The following is a 22,167-nucleotide window of genomic DNA, read 5'->3' on the forward strand; positions in this document are numbered from 1 at the left end:
CTCTGTGTGGACCCGAAGGTCCTCGCTCTTTCGAGCGGTCGCTCACTCTCAGAAAACTGACTGACCAGATCCGAAGACCCAGTCACGTTTTGCTGTGCGAGCACTGTATAACTTGAAGCATCACTGTCCGAAGACAGCGGCGTCCGCTACCCAGCGCCCACACTTATCGGTTGTTTGTTTGTTAAAGAACTTCGCCACCCGGCTTTGCCGTTCAGCGCGCTGCGTTGTCTGCAGCAGAGAAACGAGATTATGCAGAGCTTTCTTCGTTTCGTCAACCGTTTGCAGCAATCTTTTTTGCTGCCGTCAGCGCTGCAAACCTTGCCGCGCCGACCTTCCGGCCAACCCCGCATCCCTTGCTGCGCCTGCCTTGCAGGGGCCGCGTGGTGTTGCGAGGGGGCGAATAATAAGCGACCGCAACGCGGTTGGCAAGCGGTCCCACGAAATAATTCGAAGGTGCCGGTAAATCCTGCCGAAGACGCATCAGTTTGTCAGCCACAGCACCATGATTCATGATCTGGGCTGGGGCAAAGAAGCCACCCCGCCGCCGCGGTCTTGCGGGGCGGCCAGACTCAATCGGAACCTCATGACCATCAGCATCGTAAGACTTGGGGCACCGCGTGCAGCCGACGAAGGCCTGCGCGTCGGTACCGTGCGCCGGCCGCCGCGCGGCGTGCCCAAATCGGAGTTTGCGAGCCGCGATTTCTATGATGTCTGGTACCCGGCGCTTTCGCCATCGCCGGAACTGGTTGCGCAGGCACTACATGCGACCGACGATAAACAATGGCGGGCTTTCGTGCGGCATTTCCGCAAGGAAATGGCCGAGCCCGACGCCAGTCGTACGCTGGACCTACTGGCAGCGCTGTCGCACCAAACCAATTTCTCGGTGGGCTGCTATTGCGAAGACGAAGCGCGTTGCCACCGCTCGGTCTTGCGCGAGCTGCTCATCGAACGCGGGGCCGTGATCGGCTGAGTTGCGCGACGTGCCGGGGGTCCTCCCGGCTTTGTTTTCATGTTTTCCCGCTTCCCCTTTTCCGATGGCGCTGAACGTAGTCTGGCTCGGCTTTTTCCTGATTTCCTTCTCCGCCGCCTGCGTCCGCGTGATCCAGGGCGACCTCGCCGTCTTCCCGGCGATGCTCGGCAGCCTGTTCGACAGCGCCCGCACAGCCTTCGAGATCGCGCTCGGACTGGCGGGGGTGATGAGTCTGTGGCTTGGCATCATGCGCATCGGCGAGCGCGCTGGCGTTGTGGACGCCTTCGCCCGGCTGGTGAACCCGCTGTTGCGGCACTTCTTTCCCGGGGTGCCCCAGGGCCACCCTGCACAGGGCGCCATGATGATGAACGTATCGGCAAACCTGCTCGGGCTGGACAACGCCGCCACGCCGCTGGGACTGAACGCCATGCGCGAGTTGCAGACGCTGAACCGGCGCCCGGACGTTGCCACGGACGCGCAGATCATGTTCATCGTGCTGAACTCTGCCGGCCTGACGCTAATCCCGACTTCAGTCATCGCTATCCGCCAGACCATCGCGGTCAAGCAGGGGCTGGTTGGCTTCAACGCCGCTGACATCTTCTTGCCGACGCTGCTGGCCACCGGGGGTGCCTGCCTGGCCGGGCTGCTGGCGGTGGCATGGGTCCAGCGTATCAACCTGCTGCGGCCCGCGGTACTGGTGGCGTTCGCGCTAGTCATCGCGCTGCTTGGGGCGATGTTCGCTTGGTTGCGGCATGCGCCGCCCGAACAGGTCGGCACCGTGACGGCGCTCGCTGGCGCCGGGTTTATCCTGTCCCTGATCACCCTTTTCCTGATCTGCGGCGCGCTACGCCGGGTCAATGTGTATGAGGCGTTTATTGACGGCGCCAAAGAAGGCTTCGGCGTAGCCGTACAGATCATTCCCTATCTGGTTGCAATCCTGGTCGCCATCGGCCTGTTCCGCGCCGCCGGCTGCATGGATGTGCTGATGGCCTGGCTCACGCAGGGCTTCGCCAAATTAGGCGTCAACACCGACTTTGTCCCGGCGCTTCCGGTCGGGCTGATGAAAATCTTGTCAGGCGCCGGGGCCCGCGGGCTGATGGTCGACGTGATGACGACTTACGGCGTGGATTCATTTCAGGGGCGCCTGGCGGCAATTATCCAAGGCTCGACTGAAACGACGTTCTATGTCCTCGCGGTTTATTTTGGCAGCATCAATGTGCGCAATACACGCCACGCGCTCGGATGCGCGCTGGTAGCGGACGCGGCGGGGATCGTTTGTGCGGTGGGCGCCGCATATCTTTTCCGATGACTATGCTGAGTCCCAGTTATGTTGCGCTCATACAACGACATTGTGCGCATCCTCCTACATTGACACATTTGCACTTGGTGCGTCGCAACAAAGCATGTATAGTGAAGTCTGTCTCCTCCACCACCTCGGTGGATTCCAACCCACGCACAACCTGCGTGGGTTTTTTTTCGCCTGTATTCGGTCGCTGCTACAACGGCGAGGCGCCCGGCCCTGGGGGTTTTCCGCAGCGCAACAAGACGCGCTGACAACGACGGCATGGCACCCGACAAGAAGTCCTCGGCCAAAGCGACATCGCCCGCATTGGCCATTCGGCCGGCAAGACTTTACGGAACGCGGCGTTAGCCTATATTGATTGGATACCTCCGCCGCCAGCCCGAGGCACGCCATGCCAGACATCACGTTCCCTCGCAGCCTCCCGACATACTGTGCAGCCAGCCTGACGCTGTCCTGCCCGGCGACGGTCAACGGCAGTCCCACCCTGTATTCCGTCACCGCCGAGGCGCTCGAAGCCCATTTCGGTGCGCGCTCGCCGCGCGAGGAAGACCTGGTGGCGGCCTTCACCAATAACCGCCAACGGATCGAGCGCCTGGCCGAAAGCCTGTTCGAGTTGACCGAGGCGCGCGAAATCGTGCTTCGCAGCGGCCATTTCCGCTTCGCGGGCTAAGCCGCCCCCTTTGCTGCCCCGCTTTCCGGGCTTTATCTCGTTGTCCGGGTCCGGGCTTCAATCGGCTTTGGCTTCGCCGCGCACTAACAAAACCGGCACGGTGGACTGGCGGATCACCGCCTCGGCAACGCTGCCTAGCACCAGCCGGCGCACCCCGCGTCGGCCGTGCGTGCCGATCACCAGCAAGTCTGCGCCCCATTGGCCCGCGGCCTCATTGATGGAAGCACCGATGTCGCCAGGTACCGCAGCCGCGCTCACCAGGCGGGTTTCATGTGCGACCCCGGCGCTGGCCAGGCGCTGCGCCGCACCGTGCAGGGCCCGCTGCCCGCTTTCCTCGAAGGCCTTCTGCAACTGGCTTGGGTCGTAGTATCCGGCGTCGAACATTGGGGTGCCGGTATCGACGACATAGAGCGCCAGTACGGTGGCCCCGCCGGGGGACGCTACGCGTATGGCTTCATCAACCGCCAGATTGGACGTGCTGCTGCCGTCCACCGCCACCACGATCTTGCTGTAGGCCGCACTAGTCATAACGTACCTCCGTCGATGGAAAAAGAGATGCGGCGTCGTGCCGCCTGTCTTGGATAGTACACATCGGGCGAAGCCACCGTTACGCGCCGGCGCAAACCCCCTGCAAGTACGCTCGCTTTAATTGACCGACCGGTCGGCTTATATATAATAGGGCCAGCCGCGCCGGACCCGGATGGGAGTGGCGCCCCGCCAGAGGAGACGATATGTACACGCAGAGTCTTGACCTGCCAGGCCAGCACGCCGATGCAGCGCAGGCTAGCGCGCCGCCCGATGAAGCCGCCCGCCAGGCGGCATTCGATGCGTGCATGGCCGCCGACGGCAAGATCGAGCCGCAGGACTGGATGCCGCACGCCTACCGCAAGACCCTGGTGCGCCAGATCTCGCAGCATGCGCACTCTGAGATCGTCGGCATGCTGCCGGAGGGCAACTGGATCAGCCGGGCGCCGTCGCTCAAGCGCAAGGCCATCCTGCTGGCCAAGGTGCAGGATGAAGGCGGCCACGGCCTCTACCTGTATTCCGCGGCCGAGACCCTGGACGCGTCGCGTGACGACATGGTCGATGCGCTGCACAGCGGCAAGGCCAAGTATTCGTCGATCTTCAATTACCCAACCCTGACCTGGGCCGACGTGGGGGTGATCGGCTGGCTGGTCGACGGCGCCGCGATCATGAACCAGATCCCTCTGTGCCGCTGTTCGTATGGACCGTATGCGCGCGCCATGATCCGCATCTGCAAGGAGGAGTCGTTCCACCAGCGCCAGGGCTTCGACGCGCTGCTGGCCATGATGCGCGGCACCGACGCCCAGCGCGAGATGGTGCAGGACGCCGTCAACCGCTGGTGGTTCCCGGTTCTGATGATGTTCGGCCCGCCCGATGCGGCCTCGACCAACAGCGCGCAGACCATGGCCTGGGGGATCAAGCGCATCTCCAATGACGACCTGCGCCAGAAGTTTGTCGATGCCACGGTCGAGCAGGCGCGGGTGCTGGGCGTGACGCTGCCTGACCCCGGCCTGCAATGGAATGCCGAGCGCGGCCACTACGATTACAGCCCGCTGGACTGGGATGAATTCTGGCGTGTCATCAACGGCGACGGCCCGTGCAACAAGGAACGCCTGGCCACCCGCGTGAAGGCGCACGAGGACGGCGCCTGGGTGCGCGAAGCCGCGCTGGCGCACGCCGCCAAGCTGGCCGAGCGCGAATCCCGCGCCAGCCGCGCCGCCGCCTGATCCCGGGCATCGGCAACCTGAGGAGACCACGATGCAACGCAAGGAATGGCCGCTGTGGGAAGTGTTCGTGCGCAGCAAGCAAGGCCTGGAACACAAGCATTGCGGCAGCCTGCATGCGGCCGACGCACAGCAGGCGCTGCACATGGCGCGTGACGTCTATACGCGGCGCCAGGAAGGCGTATCGATCTGGGTGGTGCCGTCCGCCGCCATCACCGCCAGCGTGCCAGAGGAAAAGCCGGAGCTGTTCGATCCGATGGCCGACAAGATCTACCGGCACCCGACGTTCTACCAGTTGCCCGACGAAGTCAACCACATGTAAGGCCCGTACGATGACCGCGTCCCCACAGCCCGCTGTGCTTGCCTCGCTCGACCACCTGCCGCCCGCGCGCACCGCCGCGCTTCGCTACGTGCTGCGCCTGGCCGACAACGCCCTGATCCTCGGCCAGCGCAACGCCGAATGGTGCGGCCATGGGCCGGTGCTGGAAGAAGACATCGCCCTGGCCAATATCAGCCTCGATCTGATCGGCCAGGCGCGGCTGCTGTATGGCCGTGCCGGCGAACTGGAGGGCGAGCTGACCGGCCTGCCCCGCCATGAGGATGACTACGCCTACTGGCGCGCCGAGCGCGATTTCCGCAACTGGACGCTGCTGGAACTGCCGCATCGCGGCCCGCTGGCCGGTAACGCCGCCGCCGTGCGCGATTATGCCGTCACCATCGTGCGCAACTTCCTCTACAGCGCGCTGATGGTGGAGCTCTGGCAGGTCCTGCTGGCCAGCCGGGATGAACAGCTGGCCGCGATCGCCGCCAAGGCGGTCAAGGAGGCGCGCTATCACCTGCACCATGCCGCGGGCTGGATGGTGCGGCTGGGCGACGGCACCGAGGCGTCGCACGTGCGCATGCAGCGCGCGCTGGAGCACTTGCTGCCTTATATGAACGAGTGTTTTGCAGAAGACCCGGTCGAAAGCGAGGCTGCCGCCCAGGGCATCGGCGTGGTCACCGCCACGCTGCGCCCGGCCTGGGATACGACCGTCGCCGAGACACTCCAGGCCGCCACGCTGACACTGCCGCCGGCGACCGGCTTTGTCTCGGCCGGCAAGCATGGCGTGCATTCAGAGCACATGAGCTACCTGCTGGGCGAGATGCAGGGGCTGGCGCAGGCCCATCCGGGCGCGCAATGGTGAGCGCACGCTTCAGCGCAAAGGGTTGATTTACATGAACGTCTCCCGCCTCCCTTCCCGGAACGTGCACGACGCAAGCGCCACCGGTGCGCGCATCGCGCGCGCGTGGGCGGCGCTCGAGGCGGTGCCGGACCCGGAGATCCCGGTAGTGTCGATCCGCGAACTGGGCATCCTGCGCGAGGTCGTATCGGCGCCGGATGGGGTGCTGGAAATCGTCATCACGCCCACCTATTCCGGTTGCCCGGCGATGTCGCAGATCGGTGAGGACGTTGGCCAGGCGCTGGACCGCGCCGGGCTGGCGCCGTGGCGCATCCGCACCGTGCTGGCGCCGGCCTGGACCACGGACTGGATCACGCCGGCCGCGCGCGAGCGCCTGCGGGCCTTCGGCATCGCCCCGCCGGGCCGGTGCGGGACGCCGGCCGAGGCACAGCCGGTGCGCTTCGTGCCGCGCGCGGCGCGCGCCGCAGTACCTGATGCAGTGCCCTGCCCGCGCTGCGGCAGCGTCCATACGCAAGAGATCTCGCGTTTTGCCTCGACCGCCTGCAAGGCGCTGTACCGGTGCCTGGACTGCCGCGAGCCGTTCGATTATTTCAAACCCTACTGAGCCCCCGGGCCGAGCCAGGCTGCCATGACTCCACAGTTCCACCCGCTGCGCGTGGCGCAGGTACGCCCCGAGACCGCCGACACCATCTCGATTGCCTTCGAGGTCCCGGATGCGCTGCGCGATGCCTACCGGTTCACGCAAGGCCAGTTCCTGACGCTGAAGGCGCCGGTCGACGGCAAGGACCTGCGGCGCTCTTACTCGATCTGTTCGGCGGTGCAGGACTATGACGCGCACGGCGAATTGCGCGTCGCGGTCAAGCTGGTGGAAGACGGGTTGTTTTCCAGCCATCTGCACGATTCCATCGCCCCCGGGCAAGTGATCGACGTGATGACGCCCGACGGGCGCTTCCATGTGCCGCTCGATGCCAATGCCGCGCGCCACTATGTCGCCTTTGCCGCCGGCAGCGGCATCACGCCGGTATTGTCGCTGGTCCGCACCACGCTGCAGGCAGAGCCGCACAGCCGCTTCACCCTGGTCTATGGCAACCGCAATGTCGACAGCATCATCTTTTCCGAGGCGCTGGAAGACCTGAAGAACCAGTACCTGGCGCGCTTCACGCTCTACCACGTGCTGTCGCGGCAGCCGCAGGAAGTGGACCTGCTGCACGGCCGGCTCGACCATGCGCGGGTCACCGCCTTCCTGCAGACGCTGATCCCGGTCGACGACATCGATGCGGCGTTCGTCTGCGGCCCGGCCTCGATGATCGACGAGGTCGAGGCGGCGCTGCGCGACGCGGGGCTGGACCCGCACCGCATCCACGCCGAGCGTTTCGGGGTGCCGCTGGCACGGGCGACGCCCAAGCCGGTCGCAGCCCACGCCGACCTCGCCGGCACGGCCGAGTTGGTGGTGGTGCTGGATGGCAAGCAGCACAGCATGCGGCTGCCGCTTGAGGACGCCAACGTGCTGGACACCGCGCTGGCCGCCGGGCTGGACCTGCCGTACGCCTGCAAGGGCGGCGTCTGTTGCACCTGCCGAGCCAAGGTGCTGGAAGGCAAGGTCGAGATGGAAAAGAACTACACGCTGGAGCCCTGGGAGATGGACAAGGGCTTCGTGCTCACCTGCCAGGCGCGGGCGCTCACGCCGCGGGTGGTGGTCAGCTACGACGAACGCTGATCCGGGCAAGCCGGCGTGTGCGTCGTCAGACAAGCGCTGACATTGGCCAGCATGGGCCGTGACTACAATGGCGGCAGGCGACGCCCTGCTGGCGCGATGCTTGCAGGCGGGTGATCCGGCGCGCGGGGCGGGCGGTTGCCGCGCCGCCGCCGCGGCGGCGCCAGCGAACCGCCCCACCCATATACAATCACGGCCATGCAATATATCCACGTCGTCAACGGTGATGTAGCAGGCACGACCCTGCGCCAGGCGCTGGCCCAGGCTGCGCGGCCGGACCCTGTCGTGGTGCTGCGCGACGATCTCGCGGTCGGTCCGCTGGCGGACATCGACAGCACCGGCATGATCCGCTCCGGATTCTGGCAGCGCGTCGCCCCGCACACCGACATCGACTTCGCCGCCGAGATGCGCCAGGCGCTGGACCAACTGCTGGCGCTGCGGCAGGACGACATGGAAGTGGCAATCTGGCACGGCCAGAGCGCAGCCGACCAGCTGATGCTGCGCCGGGTGGTGTTCCACCTGTACCAGGCGCCGCAGCGGATCAACGAGGTCGCGATGGACCTGCGCGAACTGGAAACGCCGGCACAGGGCAACCTGGCGGCGATCGGCATGTACACGCCGGCGCGGCTGGCGCGGCGCTTCTCGACCATCGCCCCGGTCTCGGTGCTGCGGCTGGGCCGGCTTGGCTACGAGTGGCAGCAGAACGTCAAGGAAAACGCCGACGTGCGGCTGTGGAAGGGCAACACCCTGGTGCCGGCGGCCTACCGCACCGTCGACGACATCATCATGGAACGCGCCCCGTCCGACTGGACCCCGGCGGCGCAGGTGGTGGCCAGCGTGATGGGCGCGATCGAGGGCCTGCTGGCCAGTGACTGGTTCGTGTTCTGGCGCTGCCGCGAGCTGATCGCGATGGGCCAGCTGGTGCTGCGCGGCAACGCCGACTCGCTCGACACCTGCGAGCTGCGCCGCCATGCCGGCGGCGGAGGCGAATAAACAAGAATATATGGCCCGTACCAAGGCACCCGATTTCGAGGCGCAGCGCGAGCAGATCCTGGACCTGGCCGCCGCCGCCTTCGCCAACAGCAGCTACCCCAGCACTTCGATGGCCGACCTGGCCGCCGCCTGCGGCACCTCCAAGGCGCGGCTGTATCACTACTACGAGAGCAAGGAAGCGATCCTGTTCGACCTGCTGGACCGCTACACGCGCCGGCTGATGCTGCTCGTCACCGAAGTGGAAGCCGACGCCGAGCGCCATGCCCGCACCGACAAGGCCGCTTTCGGCAACCTGATCCGCGCCTTCCTGGCCGAGTACGAGACCTCGCAGACGCGCCATATCGCACTGATCAACGACGTCAAGTTCCTGGCCGAGACCCAGCGCGACCTGATCCTGGGCCGCGAGCGCGACGTGGTTGCGGCGTTCTCGCGCCTGTTGCGCCGCGCCTACCCGGAGCGCGTCACGCGCGACAACCAGACCGCGCTGACCATGACCATCTTCGGCATGATCAACTGGACCTTCACCTGGCTCAAGCCGGGCGGGCGTCTGTCGTATGCCGACTTTGCCGAGATGGTGGTCGACCTGCTCGAAGGCGGCCTGCCCGGGCGCACTGCCGCCGGGCGCTAGGCTGGCCACGCCGGGCCGCGCCCGCGCTTACATCCACTCGGCCTCTTCGCGCTGGCGTCGCTGTTCGCGGTCCTGGCGGAACATTTCTTCCAGTTCGTCGCGCGCCTGGCGCGCCAGCGAGACCAGCTTCTTCTGGTCGGTGTAATGCGGGTAAAAGCGGTCGATCGCCTCGATGTTGTGGCGCCGGAACCGCAGCGCGACGTTGCGCGCCTCGCTCGGGTCGAAGCCGAGCCCTTCCAGCACGCGCCGTCCCAGCATCAGCGAGCCCTCGAACATCTCGCGCTCGAACAGCTGCACGCCGCGGTCCTTGAGCTGATAGACATGCGAGACATGGCGCGCGCGCGCGTAGATCTGCAAATCGGGGAAGCGCTCGCGCACGCGGTCGATCAGCGCCAGGCTGTCTTCCATGCTGTCGATGGCGACGACCAGGATGCGCGCGTCGGCAATGCCCGCGGCCTCGAGCAGGTCCACCCGGGTCGCGTCGCCGTAGAACACCTTGAAGCCGTACTGGCGCAGGAAATCGATCTGGTCCGGATCGTGGTCCAGCACCGTCACGCCCACGCCCTGGCTGTACAGCAGGCGCCCGATGATCTGGCCGAAGCGCCCGAAGCCGGCGATCAGCACCGGGTTGCGCTGGGGCGTGATGACTTCGTCTGGCCGCTTCTTGCCGGCGCCGATGCGCGGCGCCACCAGCCGGTCATAGGCCAGCAGCAGCAGCGGCGTCGCCACCATCGACAGCGCCACCACCAGCACCAGCAGGGCCTCGGTCTCGCGCGGCAGCAGTCCGGCGCCGCCAGCGACGCCGAACACCACGAACGCGAATTCCCCGCCCTGCGAGATCAGTAACGCGAACAGCAGGCGCTGGCCGCGGGCAATGGAGAAATACCGCGCCAGCAGTGCCAGCGCCACTGTCTTCGCCGCCACGAAGGCGACGACCAAGCCCAGCACCAGCCAGGGCGAACGTGCCAGCACGGCAAAATCGATCGACATGCCGACCGCCATGAAGAACAGCCCCAGCAGCAGGCCCTTGAACGGCTCCAGGTCGGCCTCGAGGGCGTGGCGGTATTCCGAATCGGCGAGCAGCACGCCGGCGAGAAAGGTTCCCAGCGCCATCGACAGGCCCACCGCATCCATCATCAGCGCGATGCCTACCACCAGCAGCAACGCAAAGGCAGTGAACATCTCACGCATATCGGTGCGCGCGATAAACCGCAGTGCGGGGCGTACCAGGTAGCGGCCGCCCGCCACCACCGCGCCGATCACCGCCACTGCCTTGCCTGCCGCGAGCCAGCCGGCTGCGCCGGCGCCAGCGCCTTCCGCGCCTTGCGTGGCCAGCAGCGGCAGCAGCGCGATCATCGGGATCGCGGCGATGTCCTGGAACAGCAGGATGCCGAAGCTGGCGGCTCCCGCCGGGGTGCCGAACAGGTTGCGCTCGGTCAGCGTCGCCAGCGCGATCGCGGTGGACGACAGCGCCAGCCCCAGCCCCGCCACCAGCGCCACCTGCCAGGGCGCGCCGGCCAGCGCCGCGGCCGCGCCGATTACCAGCGCGCACGCGGCGAGCTGCGCGCCGCCATAGCCGAAGATGCTCCGCCGCAGCGCCCACAGCTTGCGCGGCTCCAGTTCCAGGCCGATCACGAACATCATCAGCACCACGCCGAACTCGGAGAAGTGCAGGATCGACTCGACATCGGTCACCAGGCGCAGTGCGAACGGCCCGATCGCCGCGCCGGCCAGCAGGTAGCCCAGCACCGCGCCCAGGCCGCTGCGCCGCGCCAGGGGCACCGCCACGACCGCCGCCACCAGGAATACCAGCAGCGCAATCAGAAAATCATGCTGGTTCATGCCTGCACCTCTGCCGGCACCGCATGGGTGCCCAGCCGCCCGCAGACATGGGCGATATGGTCGGCCAGCGCCTGCGCATCGGCATTGTGGGCGTCATGCAGCACCACCGGCGGCAGCCACGTCATGCCGCACAGCAAGGCGGTCTGCTCCAGCGGCAGAAGGAACTCGGCAACTGGGTGGCCATGGATGCCTTCCGGCCCGTAGGCGTCGGCCGAGCCGCCGGTGCTGACCACCGCCAGCAGCGACTTGCCGCGCAGCGCGGTGCCGCCCGGGCCATAGGCCCAGCCCGGTTCCAGCACTTCATCCAGCCACAGCTTGAGCAGCGCGGGCACGCTGTACCAGCGCACCGGAAACTGCAGCACGATGGTGTCCGAGACTGACACCACGCGCTGCTCGGCAACGACATCGATGTCGTAGTCGACATAGCTGCGGTAAAGGTCACGTACCTGGACTTGCGGCAGCGCGCTGAGCGCGTCAGCCAACGGCCGGTTGACGCGCGAGCGGCTGGGCGCCGGGTGCGCGTAGATCACAACGATGGGGGGCTCGGTCATTGAAAGGAGCTGGGACTGAGGGGTGATCGGGACAAATCCGGAGGCCGCGACGAATTGTCGCGTTGCACCAAATCCACACCATTGGGCGCGCAACAATTCATCACATTTTTTTAAGTGATTGATTTTATTAATTTTAATTGACTCCCCGAGCGCGACTCGAATCTGCTGCGGCGCGGGAAGCTTACGTCAAACTGACAATTCCACTACAATACTTTTCGTGTTGCATCAAGCTGGTGTTTCCCCGAATCCCGCATCAACCACGGGAAAGTGCTGGAAAAACACCACCGCAATGCCTATTTTTATCTGACCGCACCAGAAGGAACCAACGTGAATCCGCTCGAACTGAGCAAGGCCGTCGGCGCACTGACCGACGAAGATCTGCGCAAGGCAGCCGAAGCCGCCCAAGCCGCCCAGCGCGCCCCCGTCCTGGTGCGCGAGCTGGCGGCCCACCACCGCTCGCGCCTGCTGAAGCATTTCCTCGCCCTCGGCGAGGAGGATCGCCTGCTCCGTTTCGGCCAGTCGGTGGGCGACCACGTGATCGAAGCCTATGTCGACAGCATCGACTTCGACCATGACAGCGTGTTCGGCGTCTACGACGACAAGCTCGAACTGATCGGCGTCGGCCACTTCGCCAACCTGCGCGACAACGCCCAGGGCCGCGTGGCGGAATTCGGCGTATCGGTGTCGGGCAGCGCCCGCGGCCGCGGCATCGGCAGCGCGCTGTTCGAGCGGGCCGCCATCCACGGACGCAATACCAGCGTCCGCACGCTGTACATGCACTGCCTGTCGCGCAATGCCGCGATGATGCACATCGCCAAGAAGGCCGGCATGAAGGTCCAGTATGCCTACGGCGAAGCCGACGCCTACCTGGAACTGCCGCCGGCGGATACCGCCAGCCGCCTGAGCGAGGCGCTGGACGAGCAGCTCGCCGACCTCGACTACGCGGTGCGCCGCAACCTGCGCGACGCACGCCGCTTCGGCCTGCGCTTCTGGCGCACCATGGTGCCGCAGAAGCATACCGCCTGATCGGCCGGACCCACTGACCCACAGGCCGCACGGCGTGGACGAAAAACGGCGCATCGCAACGATGCGCCGTTTTGCTTTTTCAGACTCGGCAGCCCACCTCAGGCCGCGCCGCCCACCGGCAGCGCGGTGGTGTCCTTGATGCTCTCGAGCGCGAAGCTCGAGCGCACGTCGATGACCGAAGGATGCGCCAGCAACTGTTCCTGCATGAAGCGCGCAAAGTGCTCCATGTCCTCGACATAGACCTTGAGCAGCAGGTCCATCTCGCCGGTCATGGCGTGACAGGCCGCCACTTCCGGCCAGACCGCGATCGAGGCGCGGAACAGGTCCAGCGGCGCCTTGCCCTTGGGCGCGCCGCCATGCTTTTCGAGCCGCACATTGATATAGGCCAGCAGGCCGAGCCCGATCTTGTTGGGCTCAAGCAGCGCCGCGTATTGCCGTATCACGCCGATCTCTTCCAGCCGCCGGATGCGGCGCAGGCAGGGGCTTGGCGACAGGTTCACGCGCTCGGCCACCTCCAGGTTGGTCAACCGGCCGTTGGTCTGCAGCACTTCCAGGATCTTCCGGTCGATCTTGTCCAACTCCACCTTGCTCACGATATTGTTGCTCCGCAATATGTTTATTGGCAATTTTTTTGCGCAAATTTAGCAAGCCGTGCACAAGTACGCAATTTTTTGTGAAATTACATCCGATCTACGCCCGAATTCGTAAGCTCGGCAGCCTTATCGGTCACTCGCGCGCCAGCCGGTCGGGCCGGGCATTCCCTGCATGGTGCTGCCGGGATGTTGGCCGCAGCCGCTGACCGCACGGGCGAGGTGGTGCCCAGGTCCGGCAAGCAGGGAAGCGGCATTCTACGGGGGTTTATGCCTGGGCCAACGCCTTCTTGGCGGACCGCGCCGGCGTTCTCCGCTGAATCGATAAAAAAAGCGCGCGGCCGGCAGGCTCGCGCGCTTGGTGACGTGCGCTGGCAGCGGCGCCCAGGCGGCGCTGCGAGGGACCTCGCTTAGCCGCCGCTGGTGGACGGCGCCGCCGGATTGACCGGTGCCGGCTGGCTGCCTGGCGCCATGCCGCGCGCGCCCCGGTCGCCCCGATGGGGATGGTCGCGGTGCATCTTCTCCATGCCCGCGCGGATTTCATCGCGGGTCAGCTTGCCGTCGCGGTTGGCATCGAGCTGGTCAAAGCGCTTGGCCAGGCGCGGCAGGCCGGCATTGGCCTCGGCCTTGGTGATCGCGCCGTCGCCGTTCTTGTCGGCGGCCTTGAACTTCTCGTCGAAGGCAGCCTGCATGCGCGCATGATGCTCGGCCATGGCGGTCTTGCGGTGCGCATCCATCTCGGCCTTGTCGATCTTGCCGTCGCGGTTGGTGTCGAGCTTGTTGAACCAGGCATCGGCCTCCGCCTTGGAAATCGCGCCATCGCCGTCGGTGTCAATTGCCTTCATCCACATGCCGCCGCCATGGTGGCGATGGTGGTGGTCCATGCCTGGCTTGCCGGCCGGCGCTGGCGCTGCGCCCGGCGCAGCGGGCGCGCTGGCCTGGGCAAAGGCGCCGCCGGCGACCAGCAGGGCGGCCGATGCGGCCAGGAAGTGCTTCAGAATCTGCGGCTTGTGATTGCGTTGCATGGCTTGCTCCTTGTCATCACGTTGGCATGTACGGATTAGAACGCAGACGATGCAGCGAAGTTGGCGGTTTTAATACGATGTTACCCGCCTCACAGAAAGCCGGGAGTGGCGTAAGGGAACGCAAGCAAAGGCGAATAATCGATGCGCCGCGAGCCTAGGGCTGCCCTTTTGGTGCCATCTGGCCTTCTACGACCGCCTCGGGCGACATCCCCGATGGGTAGTGGCGCGGATCGACGGGCTGGGGTTGGGGTTGGGCCGGCTGCCCCGATGGCGCTGCCTGAACCGACTGCGGCTGGGGTTGCTGCGCCGCTGGCTGGAACTGGGGTTGCGCCTGCGGCTGGGCCGGTTGCCCCGGGGGCTGGCCGCGCGGCGACTGGGCCGGTGTGGGCTGGCCAGCGGCCTGCGCCGGCGGCATGGGCGTTGCCAACGGCGCCGCCGCGCCGGCAGGCGGCGTCGGCAGCGGGCTGGCGCCACGCGGCGCAGCGCGCGTGGCAGCCGCCTGGAGCGGTAATGCGATCTCTTGGCGTACGCCATTGCGCTCGATCACCACGGCGCGCTGACGGACTTCCACCAGCCGGATTTGGGGTGACAGTTCGGCCCCCATGCGCACGGCCTTGGCCGGGGCGCCATCGATGGATACGATCGCCGCGCTGGCGCCACCGCCGAGCTCGGCCACCACGCCGAGCAATTGCACGTTGCTCGGCCCGCGCTGCGCCGAGCCGCCGAACAGCGTCGCAACCGCGCCGGTCTCGACCGCCTCGGTCTGCGCCACGCGCGCGCTCTTGGGCACCGGGATGGTTCGCATCGCGCTGAACGTCAGCACCCAGTAGGTGACCAGCGCGCACAGCGCGATAAACAGCACGACGCTGGCCAGGCGCGGCAGCCACAGCGCGGAGGCGTCGAAGCGGAACGGAGGCCGGACGGACAATTGCATGGAGCGGGACCCTGGACACCCGCCGCGGCGGGTCATGGCGCGTAAGCGCAGACGCGCCAAGCGTACCAGAGCCCCATGACGATGTCTGCCGCGCCGGCGGTGCTTCCGGCGTTGCGGCCGGTACGCTTAGAGCAAATCGTCCAGCAGGTCGGGCCCGAACACCTCGCGCTCGATATGCGCCACCGGTACGCCCGCGCTTACCAGCGCGTGACGCTGCGCCTGCATGAAGCCGAGCGGTCCGCACAGGTAGAAGCGGCCATCGACAAAGCGTTGCAGGTCGGCCTGGCGCAGCATCTCGGCCAGCGGCATGGTGCCGGCGTGGTCGTAATCGCGGCCCGCGACATCTTCGGCTTGCGGAAACTCATAGCTGATGTGGGTGACCAGGCCGGGCAGCCGCTCGCGCGCCCATTGCAGGTCGGCGCGATGGGCATGGTGGCGGCCATCGCGGGCGGCGTGGGCGAACAGCACCGGTCGTTGCGAGCCCTGCGCGGCCAGCGTGCGCAGCACCGAGAGCATCGGCGTGATGCCGATGCCGCCGGACAGCAGCACCAGCGGGCGGCGGCTTTCCAGCGCCGGGGTGAACTCGCCGAACGGCGCGCTCACCTTGAGCTCGGCACCCTCGTGGGCGTTGGCGTGCAGCCAGTTCGAGACCGCGCCGGCCGGCGTGGCCTGGTCGCCCTCCTCGCGCTTGACCGAGATGCGCCAGGTCGGCAGCCCGGCCTCGGCCGACAGCGAGTACTGGCGCAGCTGGCGCGTACCGTTGTCCAGGCGCGCCTCGACGCTGATGTACTGGCCCGGGCGGAAGTCGCGCAGCGGCTCGCCATCGGCAGCGGCCAGCGTCAGCGCCACGACCTGGCCGCCCTGCGCCTCCCGGCGCACCACGCGTACCGGCATCAGTGCGCCGGCGGCCACGCCGGTGCGCTGGTACAGGCGCGCCTCGGCGGCGATCAGTTCGCCGGCCAGCAGCCAGTAAGCCTCGTCCCAGGCCGCCAGCAGCGGCGCCGTGGCGGCTTCGCCCAGCACCGCGGAGATCGCGCCGAGCAGGTGGCGACCGACGATCGGATAGTGCGCGGGCGTAATGCCCACAGCCGCGTGCTTGTGCACGATGCGCTCGACCACCGGTCCCAGTGCCGCCGCATTATCAATGTTGGCCGCGTAGGCGAACACGGCCGATGCCAGCGACTGCTGCTGGCTGCCATTGGCCTGGTTGCCCATATTGAACAACTGGGTCAGTTCGGGCCGGTCGGCGAACATCTCGCGGTAGAAATGCGTGGTGATGGCCAGGCCGTGCTCACGCAGCACGGGCACGCTTGCATCGATATAGGGGCGGGAAGCGGCGGACAGCATCGGGAATCACTCCGTTTTATTCATGCAATCGAAATGCATGTTTTTGGGCAACAAAAAACCGGCATTCGCCGGCCACGCGCGGATCCATCCGCTCAGGCCGAACGCCGGTTCAGGAAATCTCGATGCAGGCGGATGATCGATTCGGCGGTCTGGCTGCCGGTGACATCGGCCAGCGTGACGTCGTCGAGCGCGCGGTAGAAAGCCTGCTCGGCCACGTCCAGGGCGCGCTTCAGCCGGCAATTGCCGTTCAGCGCGCAGGGCGGGTTGTCGCAGTCGATCACCGGCCGGTGCCCTTCCAGCTCGCGCAGGATGGCGCCGACGGTCAGGCGCTCGGCGCCGGGGCCCAGTTGCAGGCCGCCATGGCGGCCGCGCGTGGCGCTGATCCAGCCCAGTTTCGACAGCCGCGCCGCCACCTTGACCAGGTGGTTGTGCGAGATGCCGAACTGCTGGCCCACCTCGGCGATCGTGATCGGCCGGCTGCCGTCGCCACGGGCGACGTACATCAACAGGCGCAGCGCGTAGTCGGAGAAGCGGGTCAGTTGCATCGTGGCGTCATGTTAAAAAAGATGCATCCTGGATGCAAGTTATTTCTTGCGCCGTCGTGCTAGGGTGCGGGATCGTCGAGAAACGACGGCCCGCTTTGTGATCCGCATCAGACATGGTTGGGCCCCACGTGGGGGCCGCCCATAAAAGAGTCATAAGGCGCCGGTTATACTGATTGGCGAACCCGGCCCCGCCAGCGCCCTGGCGCGGGTCCCGCCATTCCAGCAAAAAGGTCCTACCAACAATGCGCAGATCCACTACCCAGCTTGCCCGCCCCGCCCGCCCTGCCCGCCGCGCGCGCGGCTTTACCCTGATCGAGATCATGGTCGTGATCGTGATCCTGGGCGTGCTGGCGGCACTGGTGGTGCCCAAGATCATGAGCCGACCGGACGAGGCCCGCATCGTGGCCGCGCGCCAGGATATCTCGTCGATCATGCAGGCGCTCAAGCTGTACCGCCTCGACAACAGCCGCTACCCGACCACCGAACAGGGCCTGGCCGCGCTGGTGGCCAAGCCTACCACCGAGCCGGTGCCAAACAACTGGAAGGGCGGCGGCTACCTGGAAAAGCTGCCTAAGGATCCGTGGGGCCATCCGTACCAGTACCTGAACCCCGGCGTGCGCGGCGAAATCGACGTGTTCAGCTTCGGTGCCGACGGCCAGGCCGGCGGCAACGCCAACGACGCCGATATCGGCAACTGGGAGTAAGCGCCCCTGCCGCCCGCCCTTGCCGCTTCGCTTCCATCATGACCACGGCGCCGCGCCGCCGCGCCCCCCGGCAGCGGCACCCCGGCTTCACGCTGCTGGAACTGCTGGTGGTCATGGTGATCGCCGGCATCGTGATCTCGCTGGTCGCGGTCAATGCCGCGCCCAACGAGCGCGGCCGCGTGCTTGACGATGGCCAGCGCATCGCGCGGCTGTTCGAGCTGGCGCAGGAAGAAGCGCAGCTGGGCGCGCGCCCGATCGCCTGGGAAGGCGACGCCGGCGGCTGGCGCTTCCTCGAGTCGACCCCCAACGGCTGGATCCCCATGCGCACCGACGTGTTCGCCCCTGGCAACTGGCGCCTGGCGCTGGACCAGGTCATCGTCGCCGAAGGCGGCCGCAGCACCGGCACCAACAGCCCGCCGCGGCTGATCTTCGGGCGCGAGCTGATCGATGCCCCGCAGCGCCTGGTGCTGGTGCGCGGCGATATCCGCGTGGACGTTGCCGGCGACGGCAGCGGCCGCTATTTCGCCAGCACGCCATGACGCGCCCGCCCCTTGCCGGACGCCAGCGCGGCAGCGTGGCCGGCTTCACGCTGATCGAAGTGCTGGTGGCGCTGACCATCCTGGCCGTGGCGCTGACCGCGGCGATGCGCGCGATGGGCTCGATGGTCGATGCCAGCGCGTCGCTGCAGGCCCGCATGCTGGCTGAATGGAGCGCCGAGAACCACCTGGCCTCGGTGCGCCTGGCCAAGAGCTGGCCCGAGCCCGGTGTCAGCGGCTATGCCTGCCCGCAGGGCGGCACGCCGTTGTACTGCGAACAATCCGTGTCGGCCACGCCCAATCCGGTATTCCGCCGCGTAGAAATCGCAGTCTATCCTTCCGCCACCGACAAGTCGGTGCGGCTGGCCTGGCTCGTCACCATTGTCCCCAATGAAACCCGCAACGTGCTCTGAGCGCCGGCGCGGGCGCAAATCCGCCGGCGGCTTCACGCTGCTGGAAATGCTGGTCGCCATCACGCTGCTGGCGGTGATGGCCGTGATCGGCTGGCGCGCGCTGGACAGCCTGACGCGCAGCCGCGAACGGCTGACCGATCACGATGCCCGGCTGGATGCGCTGAAGGTGCTCTACGGCCAGCTGCAGGCCGATTGCGAGCACCTGGCCAACCCTACGCTGCTGCAGGCCAGCCCGGTCGAGATCGCCCAGAACCGTGTGCTCCTGGTGCGCGACCGCCGCGACGAAGGCCAGCCGCCGACATGGCAGGCGCTGTCTTACCAGCTTGACGGCAACACGTTGCTGCGCGTGGCCGCGCCGCCGGTGGACAACCGCGCGGCGCTGCAGACGTCGCTGCTGGCGCTGCGCCAGGGCGGCGGCAACAACGCGCAGGTGCGACGTGTGCTGGGCGACGTGGAGGGCCTGAGCGCGCGCGCCTGGGTCGAGCCCGGCGGCTGGCAGGCGGACAGCAACCGCATCCGTAACGTACTGTTCAGCGGCAATGCAGCCAGCGCGGTGGCGGCATCGGACGTCGGCGCGGCGGTGCCCAACACCGCGGTGCGCGCGGTGGAACTGACCATCCTCGCCCGCATGGGCGACGGCGACACGCCGCGGCAGTTCCAGAAGATCTGCATGTCCGGGCTATGACGCAAGCCCGCCGCCGATCCCGCTTCCGGCCCGTGCGCCGCGGCGCGCGCGGCGCCGCCGTGGTCACCGCGCTGCTGATGGTGACGCTGGCCGTGGTGGTGGTGTCGGGCATGCTGTGGCGGCAGCAGGTGCAGATCCGCGCTATCGAAAACCAGCGGCTGCTGGCCCAGGCCACCTGGATCGAGCGCGCCGCGGTCGACTGGGCGCGGCTGATCCTGCGCGACGACCAGCGCCGCAGCAACGTCGATGAACTCGGCGAGCCGTGGGCGGTGCCGATCGCCGAGACCCGCTTGTCGGATTTCCTGGGGGCGTCGTTGCGCACCGACGTTGCGGGCGAGACCTCGTTCCTGTCGGGGCGCATCCTCGATGCGCAGGCGCGCTTCAACCTGGCCAACCTGGTGACGTGGTCCGCCACCGGCGGCCAGGGCGGCCCGGTCGGGCGTGTTGCCAACATCGACCAGTCGGCGCAGGCCGCCTACGGCCGCCTGCTGCGCACCGTGGGGCTGAACCCGGCGCTGGCCGAGACCACCGCACGCTACATGCTGCAGGCCGCCCAGGGTGGCCAGGGCGGCGATGCATCGGGCCGGCAGGCGCCACGCCCGCTCGACAGCGTGCAGGGCCTGCTGGCGCTGCCCGGCTACACGCCCGAGATGGTGGCCGTGCTGGAACCCTTTGTGATCGTGCTGCCCGAGCGCACCCTGGTCAATGCCAACACCGCCGACGCGGAAGTGCTGGCCGCGATGATCGACAAGCTGCCGCTGGAGCGCGCGCGCGAACTGGTGCGCCAGCGCGACCGCGCCTATTTCAACAACATCGGCAACCTGCAGACACAGCTGTCCGCGGTGGCGCCGCAGGCGGGCAGCGGCAACCTGGGCAACCTGCTCGACGTGCGCTCGCATTACTTCCTGGTCTACGGGCTGGTGCGGCACGAGCGCGCCAGCCGCCTGCAGGTGTCGCTGATCTACCGCGGCGAACCGCTCGGTGCGGCCAACACCACCCGCGTGGTCTGGATCCAGGATGCGGACCGGCTGCCGGATCTGCGCTGAACCATGGCAAGGCGGCCTGGCGCACATAGGAAAACGGCATGCCGGAGCAACCGGGGAGAATGGTATTGACGTGGTTTTGTCACGCAGGCAAGGTATGCTGCGGCGCTGGCGCGAGCCTGGCACCAGCCCGCTCGCCGCCGATCGGCCTCCCAGGCCGCGCGCCGGCATCCCCGCCCTCCGGCAAGTTTCCTGCGCCGGGGCGATCCCGGGCGCATCCCCATGGGCCATGCGCCTTATCGAGCCGTTCTACTGAAGCCAAAGCAAGGACACCTTGAGCACCACCCTGTACGTGCGCATGCCGCACCGGCCGCATGACCAGCCGCAACCGTGGCATTTCGGCGCCCTGCCCTTTGCGCTGGTGCGCACGGCGGCGGGCGAGTCTGCGCGGCGCGGATCGCCTCGTGCCGTGCCGGAAGTGTTGCGAGAAGGCCACGCCCGCATTGCCGACCTGCCCGCGGCGGAGCGGCTGGTGCTGATCCTGGCCGCCAGCGACGTACTGCTGACCACCGCCAGCGTGCCGCCGCTGCCGCCCGCGCGTTTGAAGCAGGCGCTGCCCAACCTGGTCGAGGACGCCCTCGCCACCGACGCGCAGCCGTGCCACATCGGCATCGGCCCGGCCCTCGGCGGCGCCACGCCCGGCCGCGGCCCGCGCCAGCGCTTATTGATGGTGGCGGACCGCGCCTGGCTGCGCACGGTGCTCGATGCCTTTGCCGAGCATCGCCATCGCCGCCGCCACGTGCTCGCCGCGCAGCTGTGCGTGCCGCTGGCCGCGGTCGAAGAGGAAGCCGGCGCGGAGCCGTCGCTGGCGCCGCCCGGCGAAGCGCCGGCAGCGGCCCAGCCGGCCACGCTGGTGGTCGAAGCCGCCGCCAGCGCGCTCGCCGAAAACGGTGCGCTCGGTGATGCGCTGGGCGCGGCCTTGCCGGACACCGCGGCCAACACCGCGCGCCAGTGGCAACTGACGGTGCGCACCAGTGCGTACGCCGGCTACGGATTGCTGCTGGGCGACGACGCGCTGGCCGCCTGGCAGGCGCTGGCGCCCGACGGCACCTGGTACGCCGATGCCGACGCCGCGGCCATGGCGCCGGTCCCGGGCCTGCGCCAGGCCGGGCGCGCCGGCTGGCGGCTGTGGATCGACGGTGCCCAGGAATGCCTGCGCGAGCCGGGGCTGGACCTGGCGCAGTTTGAGTTTGCGCAGGGCCGCGTCGACCGCTGGAACCTGGTGGCGTGGCGACTGCCGCTGGCGCTGCTGGCAGGCCTGGTGCTGGTCCAGCTGGTCGGCATGAACATTCACTGGCTGCTGCTGCGCAGCGAGCAGCAACGGCTGGAAGCGGCGCAGGCGCAGACGCTGCGCGGCGCGTTCCCGCAGATCCCGACGGTGCTCGACGCCCCGCTGCAGATGCGCCGGCAGGTCGAGCAACTGCGCATCGCCAGCGGACGCAGCACGCCGGATGATTTCCTGCCGCTGGCTGACCGCTTTGCCCAGGCCGCACGCCGGCTGCCGCCCGACGCGCTGCAGGCGCTCGAGTACCGCGGCCGCATGCTGGTGGTGACGCTCAAGCCCGGCACCGACACAGCCGGCTTGCGCGGCGCCGCGCGCCAGGCCGGGCTGCAGATGGAAGAAGACAAGGCCGGCAATGCCTCGGGCAGCACCGGCACCAGCGCAGGCACGCCTGTGACACCCGGCTCGCGCTGGACCATCAAGCCCGGCCTGTGACC

The 22,167-nt window shown here is 67.6% G+C and carries 25 protein-coding genes; 17 read left to right on the forward strand and 8 right to left on the reverse strand.

The window, feature by feature from the left end; genetic code table 11:
- The first annotated feature begins 583 nt into the window (after window positions 1–583).
- The 3 genes from E5S69_RS18620 to E5S69_RS18630 all read left to right on the forward strand — a co-directional run bounded on the left by E5S69_RS18620 (window position 584) and on the right by E5S69_RS18630 (window position 2,943).
- A complete protein-coding gene (locus E5S69_RS18620) occupies window positions 584–970 on the forward strand; it encodes a DUF488 domain-containing protein (RefSeq protein WP_171516126.1) in 387 nt (128 codons plus the stop codon).
- A 64-nt stretch (window positions 971–1,034) separates the two neighbouring features.
- On the forward strand, window positions 1,035–2,279 hold the full coding sequence (locus tag E5S69_RS18625) for a nucleoside recognition domain-containing protein (RefSeq protein WP_171516127.1): 1,245 nt from the start codon (window positions 1,035–1,037) through the stop codon (window positions 2,277–2,279).
- A gap of 385 nt (window positions 2,280–2,664) precedes the next feature.
- Window positions 2,665–2,943, forward strand: a complete 279-nt coding sequence (locus tag E5S69_RS18630) for a DUF1488 domain-containing protein (RefSeq protein WP_018006086.1) — start codon at window positions 2,665–2,667, stop codon at window positions 2,941–2,943.
- 57 nt (window positions 2,944–3,000) lie between these two features.
- Here the strand turns inward: E5S69_RS18630 and E5S69_RS18635 are convergent, their stop codons facing one another.
- Complete coding sequence (locus E5S69_RS18635) at window positions 3,001–3,471, reverse strand: universal stress protein (RefSeq protein WP_171516128.1); 471 nt, start codon at window positions 3,469–3,471, stop codon at window positions 3,001–3,003.
- Window positions 3,472–3,674: 203 nt separating this feature from the next.
- Here E5S69_RS18635 and paaA point away from each other — a divergent pair, with 203 nt between their 5' ends.
- The 7 genes from paaA (at window position 3,675) to E5S69_RS18670 (ending at window position 9,207) form a co-directional block, all read left to right on the forward strand.
- Window positions 3,675–4,694: a 1,2-phenylacetyl-CoA epoxidase subunit PaaA gene (paaA, locus tag E5S69_RS18640; protein ID WP_171516129.1), complete on the forward strand. Its 1,020-nt coding sequence runs from the start codon at window positions 3,675–3,677 to the stop codon at window positions 4,692–4,694.
- Window positions 4,695–4,725: 31 nt separating this feature from the next.
- Entirely contained in the window at window positions 4,726–5,013 is a 288-nt protein-coding gene (gene paaB, locus E5S69_RS18645) for a 1,2-phenylacetyl-CoA epoxidase subunit PaaB (RefSeq protein ID WP_012354162.1), read from the forward strand.
- Window positions 5,014–5,023: 10 nt separating this feature from the next.
- A complete protein-coding gene (gene paaC, locus E5S69_RS18650) occupies window positions 5,024–5,875 on the forward strand; it encodes a 1,2-phenylacetyl-CoA epoxidase subunit PaaC (RefSeq protein ID WP_171516130.1) in 852 nt (283 codons plus the stop codon).
- A gap of 31 nt (window positions 5,876–5,906) precedes the next feature.
- Window positions 5,907–6,476, forward strand: coding sequence for a 1,2-phenylacetyl-CoA epoxidase subunit PaaD (gene paaD / locus E5S69_RS18655; RefSeq protein ID WP_216621377.1), 570 nt, complete (start codon window positions 5,907–5,909; stop codon window positions 6,474–6,476).
- A 24-nt stretch (window positions 6,477–6,500) separates the two neighbouring features.
- The gene (paaE, locus tag E5S69_RS18660) at window positions 6,501–7,589 is read left to right on the forward strand and encodes a 1,2-phenylacetyl-CoA epoxidase subunit PaaE (RefSeq protein WP_171516131.1); all 1,089 of its coding nucleotides are present in this window, start codon (window positions 6,501–6,503) and stop codon (window positions 7,587–7,589) included.
- 195 nt (window positions 7,590–7,784) lie between these two features.
- Entirely contained in the window at window positions 7,785–8,579 is a 795-nt protein-coding gene (locus E5S69_RS18665) for a DUF1835 domain-containing protein (protein WP_171516132.1), read from the forward strand.
- A 10-nt stretch (window positions 8,580–8,589) separates the two neighbouring features.
- A complete protein-coding gene (locus E5S69_RS18670; RefSeq protein WP_171516133.1) occupies window positions 8,590–9,207 on the forward strand; it encodes a TetR/AcrR family transcriptional regulator in 618 nt (205 codons plus the stop codon).
- A 27-nt stretch (window positions 9,208–9,234) separates the two neighbouring features.
- Here E5S69_RS18670 and kefC read toward each other — a convergent pair whose 3' ends face one another.
- Window positions 9,235–11,049, reverse strand: coding sequence for a glutathione-regulated potassium-efflux system protein KefC (gene kefC / locus E5S69_RS18675; RefSeq protein ID WP_171516134.1), 1,815 nt, complete (start codon window positions 11,047–11,049; stop codon window positions 9,235–9,237).
- Window positions 11,046–11,600, reverse strand: coding sequence for an NAD(P)H-dependent oxidoreductase (locus tag E5S69_RS18680; RefSeq protein WP_171516135.1), 555 nt, complete (start codon window positions 11,598–11,600; stop codon window positions 11,046–11,048). Before E5S69_RS18680 ends, kefC begins: the two co-directional genes overlap by 4 nt.
- Before the next feature lie 327 nt (window positions 11,601–11,927).
- On the opposite strand from E5S69_RS18680, the gene E5S69_RS18685 reads away from it, so the two are divergent.
- Window positions 11,928–12,626: a GNAT family N-acetyltransferase gene (locus E5S69_RS18685; RefSeq protein ID WP_171516136.1), complete on the forward strand. Its 699-nt coding sequence runs from the start codon at window positions 11,928–11,930 to the stop codon at window positions 12,624–12,626.
- A 98-nt stretch (window positions 12,627–12,724) separates the two neighbouring features.
- Here the strand turns inward: E5S69_RS18685 and E5S69_RS18690 are convergent, their stop codons facing one another.
- The 5 genes from E5S69_RS18690 to E5S69_RS18710 all read right to left on the reverse strand — a co-directional run bounded on the left by E5S69_RS18690 (window position 12,725) and on the right by E5S69_RS18710 (window position 17,067).
- Window positions 12,725–13,219: an Lrp/AsnC family transcriptional regulator gene (locus E5S69_RS18690; RefSeq protein ID WP_010813460.1), complete on the reverse strand. Its 495-nt coding sequence runs from the start codon at window positions 13,217–13,219 to the stop codon at window positions 12,725–12,727.
- A gap of 407 nt (window positions 13,220–13,626) precedes the next feature.
- A complete protein-coding gene (locus E5S69_RS18695) occupies window positions 13,627–14,241 on the reverse strand; it encodes an EF-hand domain-containing protein (RefSeq protein WP_171516137.1) in 615 nt (204 codons plus the stop codon).
- 154 nt (window positions 14,242–14,395) lie between these two features.
- Window positions 14,396–15,175 carry a type II secretion system protein N gene (locus E5S69_RS18700; protein ID WP_171516138.1) on the reverse strand — a complete coding sequence of 260 codons (780 nt, stop codon included), beginning with the start codon at window positions 15,173–15,175 and terminating at the stop codon, window positions 14,396–14,398.
- Window positions 15,176–15,301: 126 nt separating this feature from the next.
- On the reverse strand, window positions 15,302–16,522 hold the full coding sequence (locus tag E5S69_RS18705; RefSeq protein WP_171516139.1) for a globin domain-containing protein: 1,221 nt from the start codon (window positions 16,520–16,522) through the stop codon (window positions 15,302–15,304).
- A 92-nt stretch (window positions 16,523–16,614) separates the two neighbouring features.
- Window positions 16,615–17,067 (reverse strand): RrF2 family transcriptional regulator, encoded by a 453-nt coding sequence (locus E5S69_RS18710; protein ID WP_171516140.1) that lies wholly within the window; start codon window positions 17,065–17,067, stop codon window positions 16,615–16,617.
- 242 nt (window positions 17,068–17,309) lie between these two features.
- Between E5S69_RS18710 and gspG the strand changes: the two genes are divergently transcribed.
- The 6 genes from gspG to gspL all read left to right on the forward strand — a co-directional run bounded on the left by gspG (window position 17,310) and on the right by gspL (window position 22,165).
- Window positions 17,310–17,771 (forward strand): type II secretion system major pseudopilin GspG, encoded by a 462-nt coding sequence (gene gspG / locus E5S69_RS18715; protein WP_171516141.1) that lies wholly within the window; start codon window positions 17,310–17,312, stop codon window positions 17,769–17,771.
- A gap of 38 nt (window positions 17,772–17,809) precedes the next feature.
- Window positions 17,810–18,310, forward strand: a complete 501-nt coding sequence (locus tag E5S69_RS18720) for a GspH/FimT family pseudopilin (protein ID WP_171516142.1) — start codon at window positions 17,810–17,812, stop codon at window positions 18,308–18,310.
- Window positions 18,307–18,720 (forward strand): type II secretion system minor pseudopilin GspI, encoded by a 414-nt coding sequence (gene gspI / locus E5S69_RS18725; protein WP_171516143.1) that lies wholly within the window; start codon window positions 18,307–18,309, stop codon window positions 18,718–18,720. Before E5S69_RS18720 ends, gspI begins: the two co-directional genes overlap by 4 nt.
- On the forward strand, window positions 18,698–19,405 hold the full coding sequence (locus tag E5S69_RS18730; RefSeq protein WP_171516144.1) for a PulJ/GspJ family protein: 708 nt from the start codon (window positions 18,698–18,700) through the stop codon (window positions 19,403–19,405). Before gspI ends, E5S69_RS18730 begins: the two co-directional genes overlap by 23 nt.
- Window positions 19,402–20,451 (forward strand): type II secretion system minor pseudopilin GspK, encoded by a 1,050-nt coding sequence (gspK, locus tag E5S69_RS18735; RefSeq protein ID WP_171516145.1) that lies wholly within the window; start codon window positions 19,402–19,404, stop codon window positions 20,449–20,451. Before E5S69_RS18730 ends, gspK begins: the two co-directional genes overlap by 4 nt.
- Window positions 20,452–20,722: 271 nt before the next feature.
- The gene (gspL, locus tag E5S69_RS18740) at window positions 20,723–22,165 is read left to right on the forward strand and encodes a type II secretion system protein GspL (RefSeq protein ID WP_171516146.1); all 1,443 of its coding nucleotides are present in this window, start codon (window positions 20,723–20,725) and stop codon (window positions 22,163–22,165) included.
- Window positions 22,166–22,167 lie beyond the last annotated feature (2 nt).

Origin of the sequence: Cupriavidus necator (genome assembly GCF_013141915.1) — a bacterium.
Classification (GTDB): Bacteria; Pseudomonadota; Gammaproteobacteria; order Burkholderiales; family Burkholderiaceae; genus Cupriavidus; species Cupriavidus necator_B.

Coding starts and splice junctions, on each gene's coding strand:
- E5S69_RS18620 (WP_171516126.1), top strand. CDS start 584: ATGACCATCAGCATCGTAAGACTTGGGGCACCGCGTGCAGCCGACGAA.
- E5S69_RS18625 (WP_171516127.1), top strand. CDS start 1,035: ATGGCGCTGAACGTAGTCTGGCTCGGCTTTTTCCTGATTTCCTTCTCC.
- E5S69_RS18630 (WP_018006086.1), top strand. CDS start 2,665: ATGCCAGACATCACGTTCCCTCGCAGCCTCCCGACATACTGTGCAGCC.
- E5S69_RS18635 (WP_171516128.1), bottom strand. CDS start 3,471: ATGACTAGTGCGGCCTACAGCAAGATCGTGGTGGCGGTGGACGGCAGC.
- paaA (WP_171516129.1), top strand. CDS start 3,675: ATGTACACGCAGAGTCTTGACCTGCCAGGCCAGCACGCCGATGCAGCG.
- paaB (WP_012354162.1), top strand. CDS start 4,726: ATGCAACGCAAGGAATGGCCGCTGTGGGAAGTGTTCGTGCGCAGCAAG.
- paaC (WP_171516130.1), top strand. CDS start 5,024: ATGACCGCGTCCCCACAGCCCGCTGTGCTTGCCTCGCTCGACCACCTG.
- paaD (WP_216621377.1), top strand. CDS start 5,907: ATGAACGTCTCCCGCCTCCCTTCCCGGAACGTGCACGACGCAAGCGCC.
- paaE (WP_171516131.1), top strand. CDS start 6,501: ATGACTCCACAGTTCCACCCGCTGCGCGTGGCGCAGGTACGCCCCGAG.
- E5S69_RS18665 (WP_171516132.1), top strand. CDS start 7,785: ATGCAATATATCCACGTCGTCAACGGTGATGTAGCAGGCACGACCCTG.
- E5S69_RS18670 (WP_171516133.1), top strand. CDS start 8,590: ATGGCCCGTACCAAGGCACCCGATTTCGAGGCGCAGCGCGAGCAGATC.
- kefC (WP_171516134.1), bottom strand. CDS start 11,049: ATGAACCAGCATGATTTTCTGATTGCGCTGCTGGTATTCCTGGTGGCG.
- E5S69_RS18680 (WP_171516135.1), bottom strand. CDS start 11,600: ATGACCGAGCCCCCCATCGTTGTGATCTACGCGCACCCGGCGCCCAGC.
- E5S69_RS18695 (WP_171516137.1), bottom strand. CDS start 14,241: ATGCAACGCAATCACAAGCCGCAGATTCTGAAGCACTTCCTGGCCGCA.
- E5S69_RS18700 (WP_171516138.1), bottom strand. CDS start 15,175: ATGCAATTGTCCGTCCGGCCTCCGTTCCGCTTCGACGCCTCCGCGCTG.
- E5S69_RS18705 (WP_171516139.1), bottom strand. CDS start 16,522: ATGCTGTCCGCCGCTTCCCGCCCCTATATCGATGCAAGCGTGCCCGTG.
- E5S69_RS18710 (WP_171516140.1), bottom strand. CDS start 17,067: ATGCAACTGACCCGCTTCTCCGACTACGCGCTGCGCCTGTTGATGTAC.
- gspG (WP_171516141.1), top strand. CDS start 17,310: ATGCGCAGATCCACTACCCAGCTTGCCCGCCCCGCCCGCCCTGCCCGC.
- E5S69_RS18720 (WP_171516142.1), top strand. CDS start 17,810: ATGACCACGGCGCCGCGCCGCCGCGCCCCCCGGCAGCGGCACCCCGGC.
- gspI (WP_171516143.1), top strand. CDS start 18,307: ATGACGCGCCCGCCCCTTGCCGGACGCCAGCGCGGCAGCGTGGCCGGC.
- E5S69_RS18730 (WP_171516144.1), top strand. CDS start 18,698: ATGAAACCCGCAACGTGCTCTGAGCGCCGGCGCGGGCGCAAATCCGCC.
- gspK (WP_171516145.1), top strand. CDS start 19,402: ATGACGCAAGCCCGCCGCCGATCCCGCTTCCGGCCCGTGCGCCGCGGC.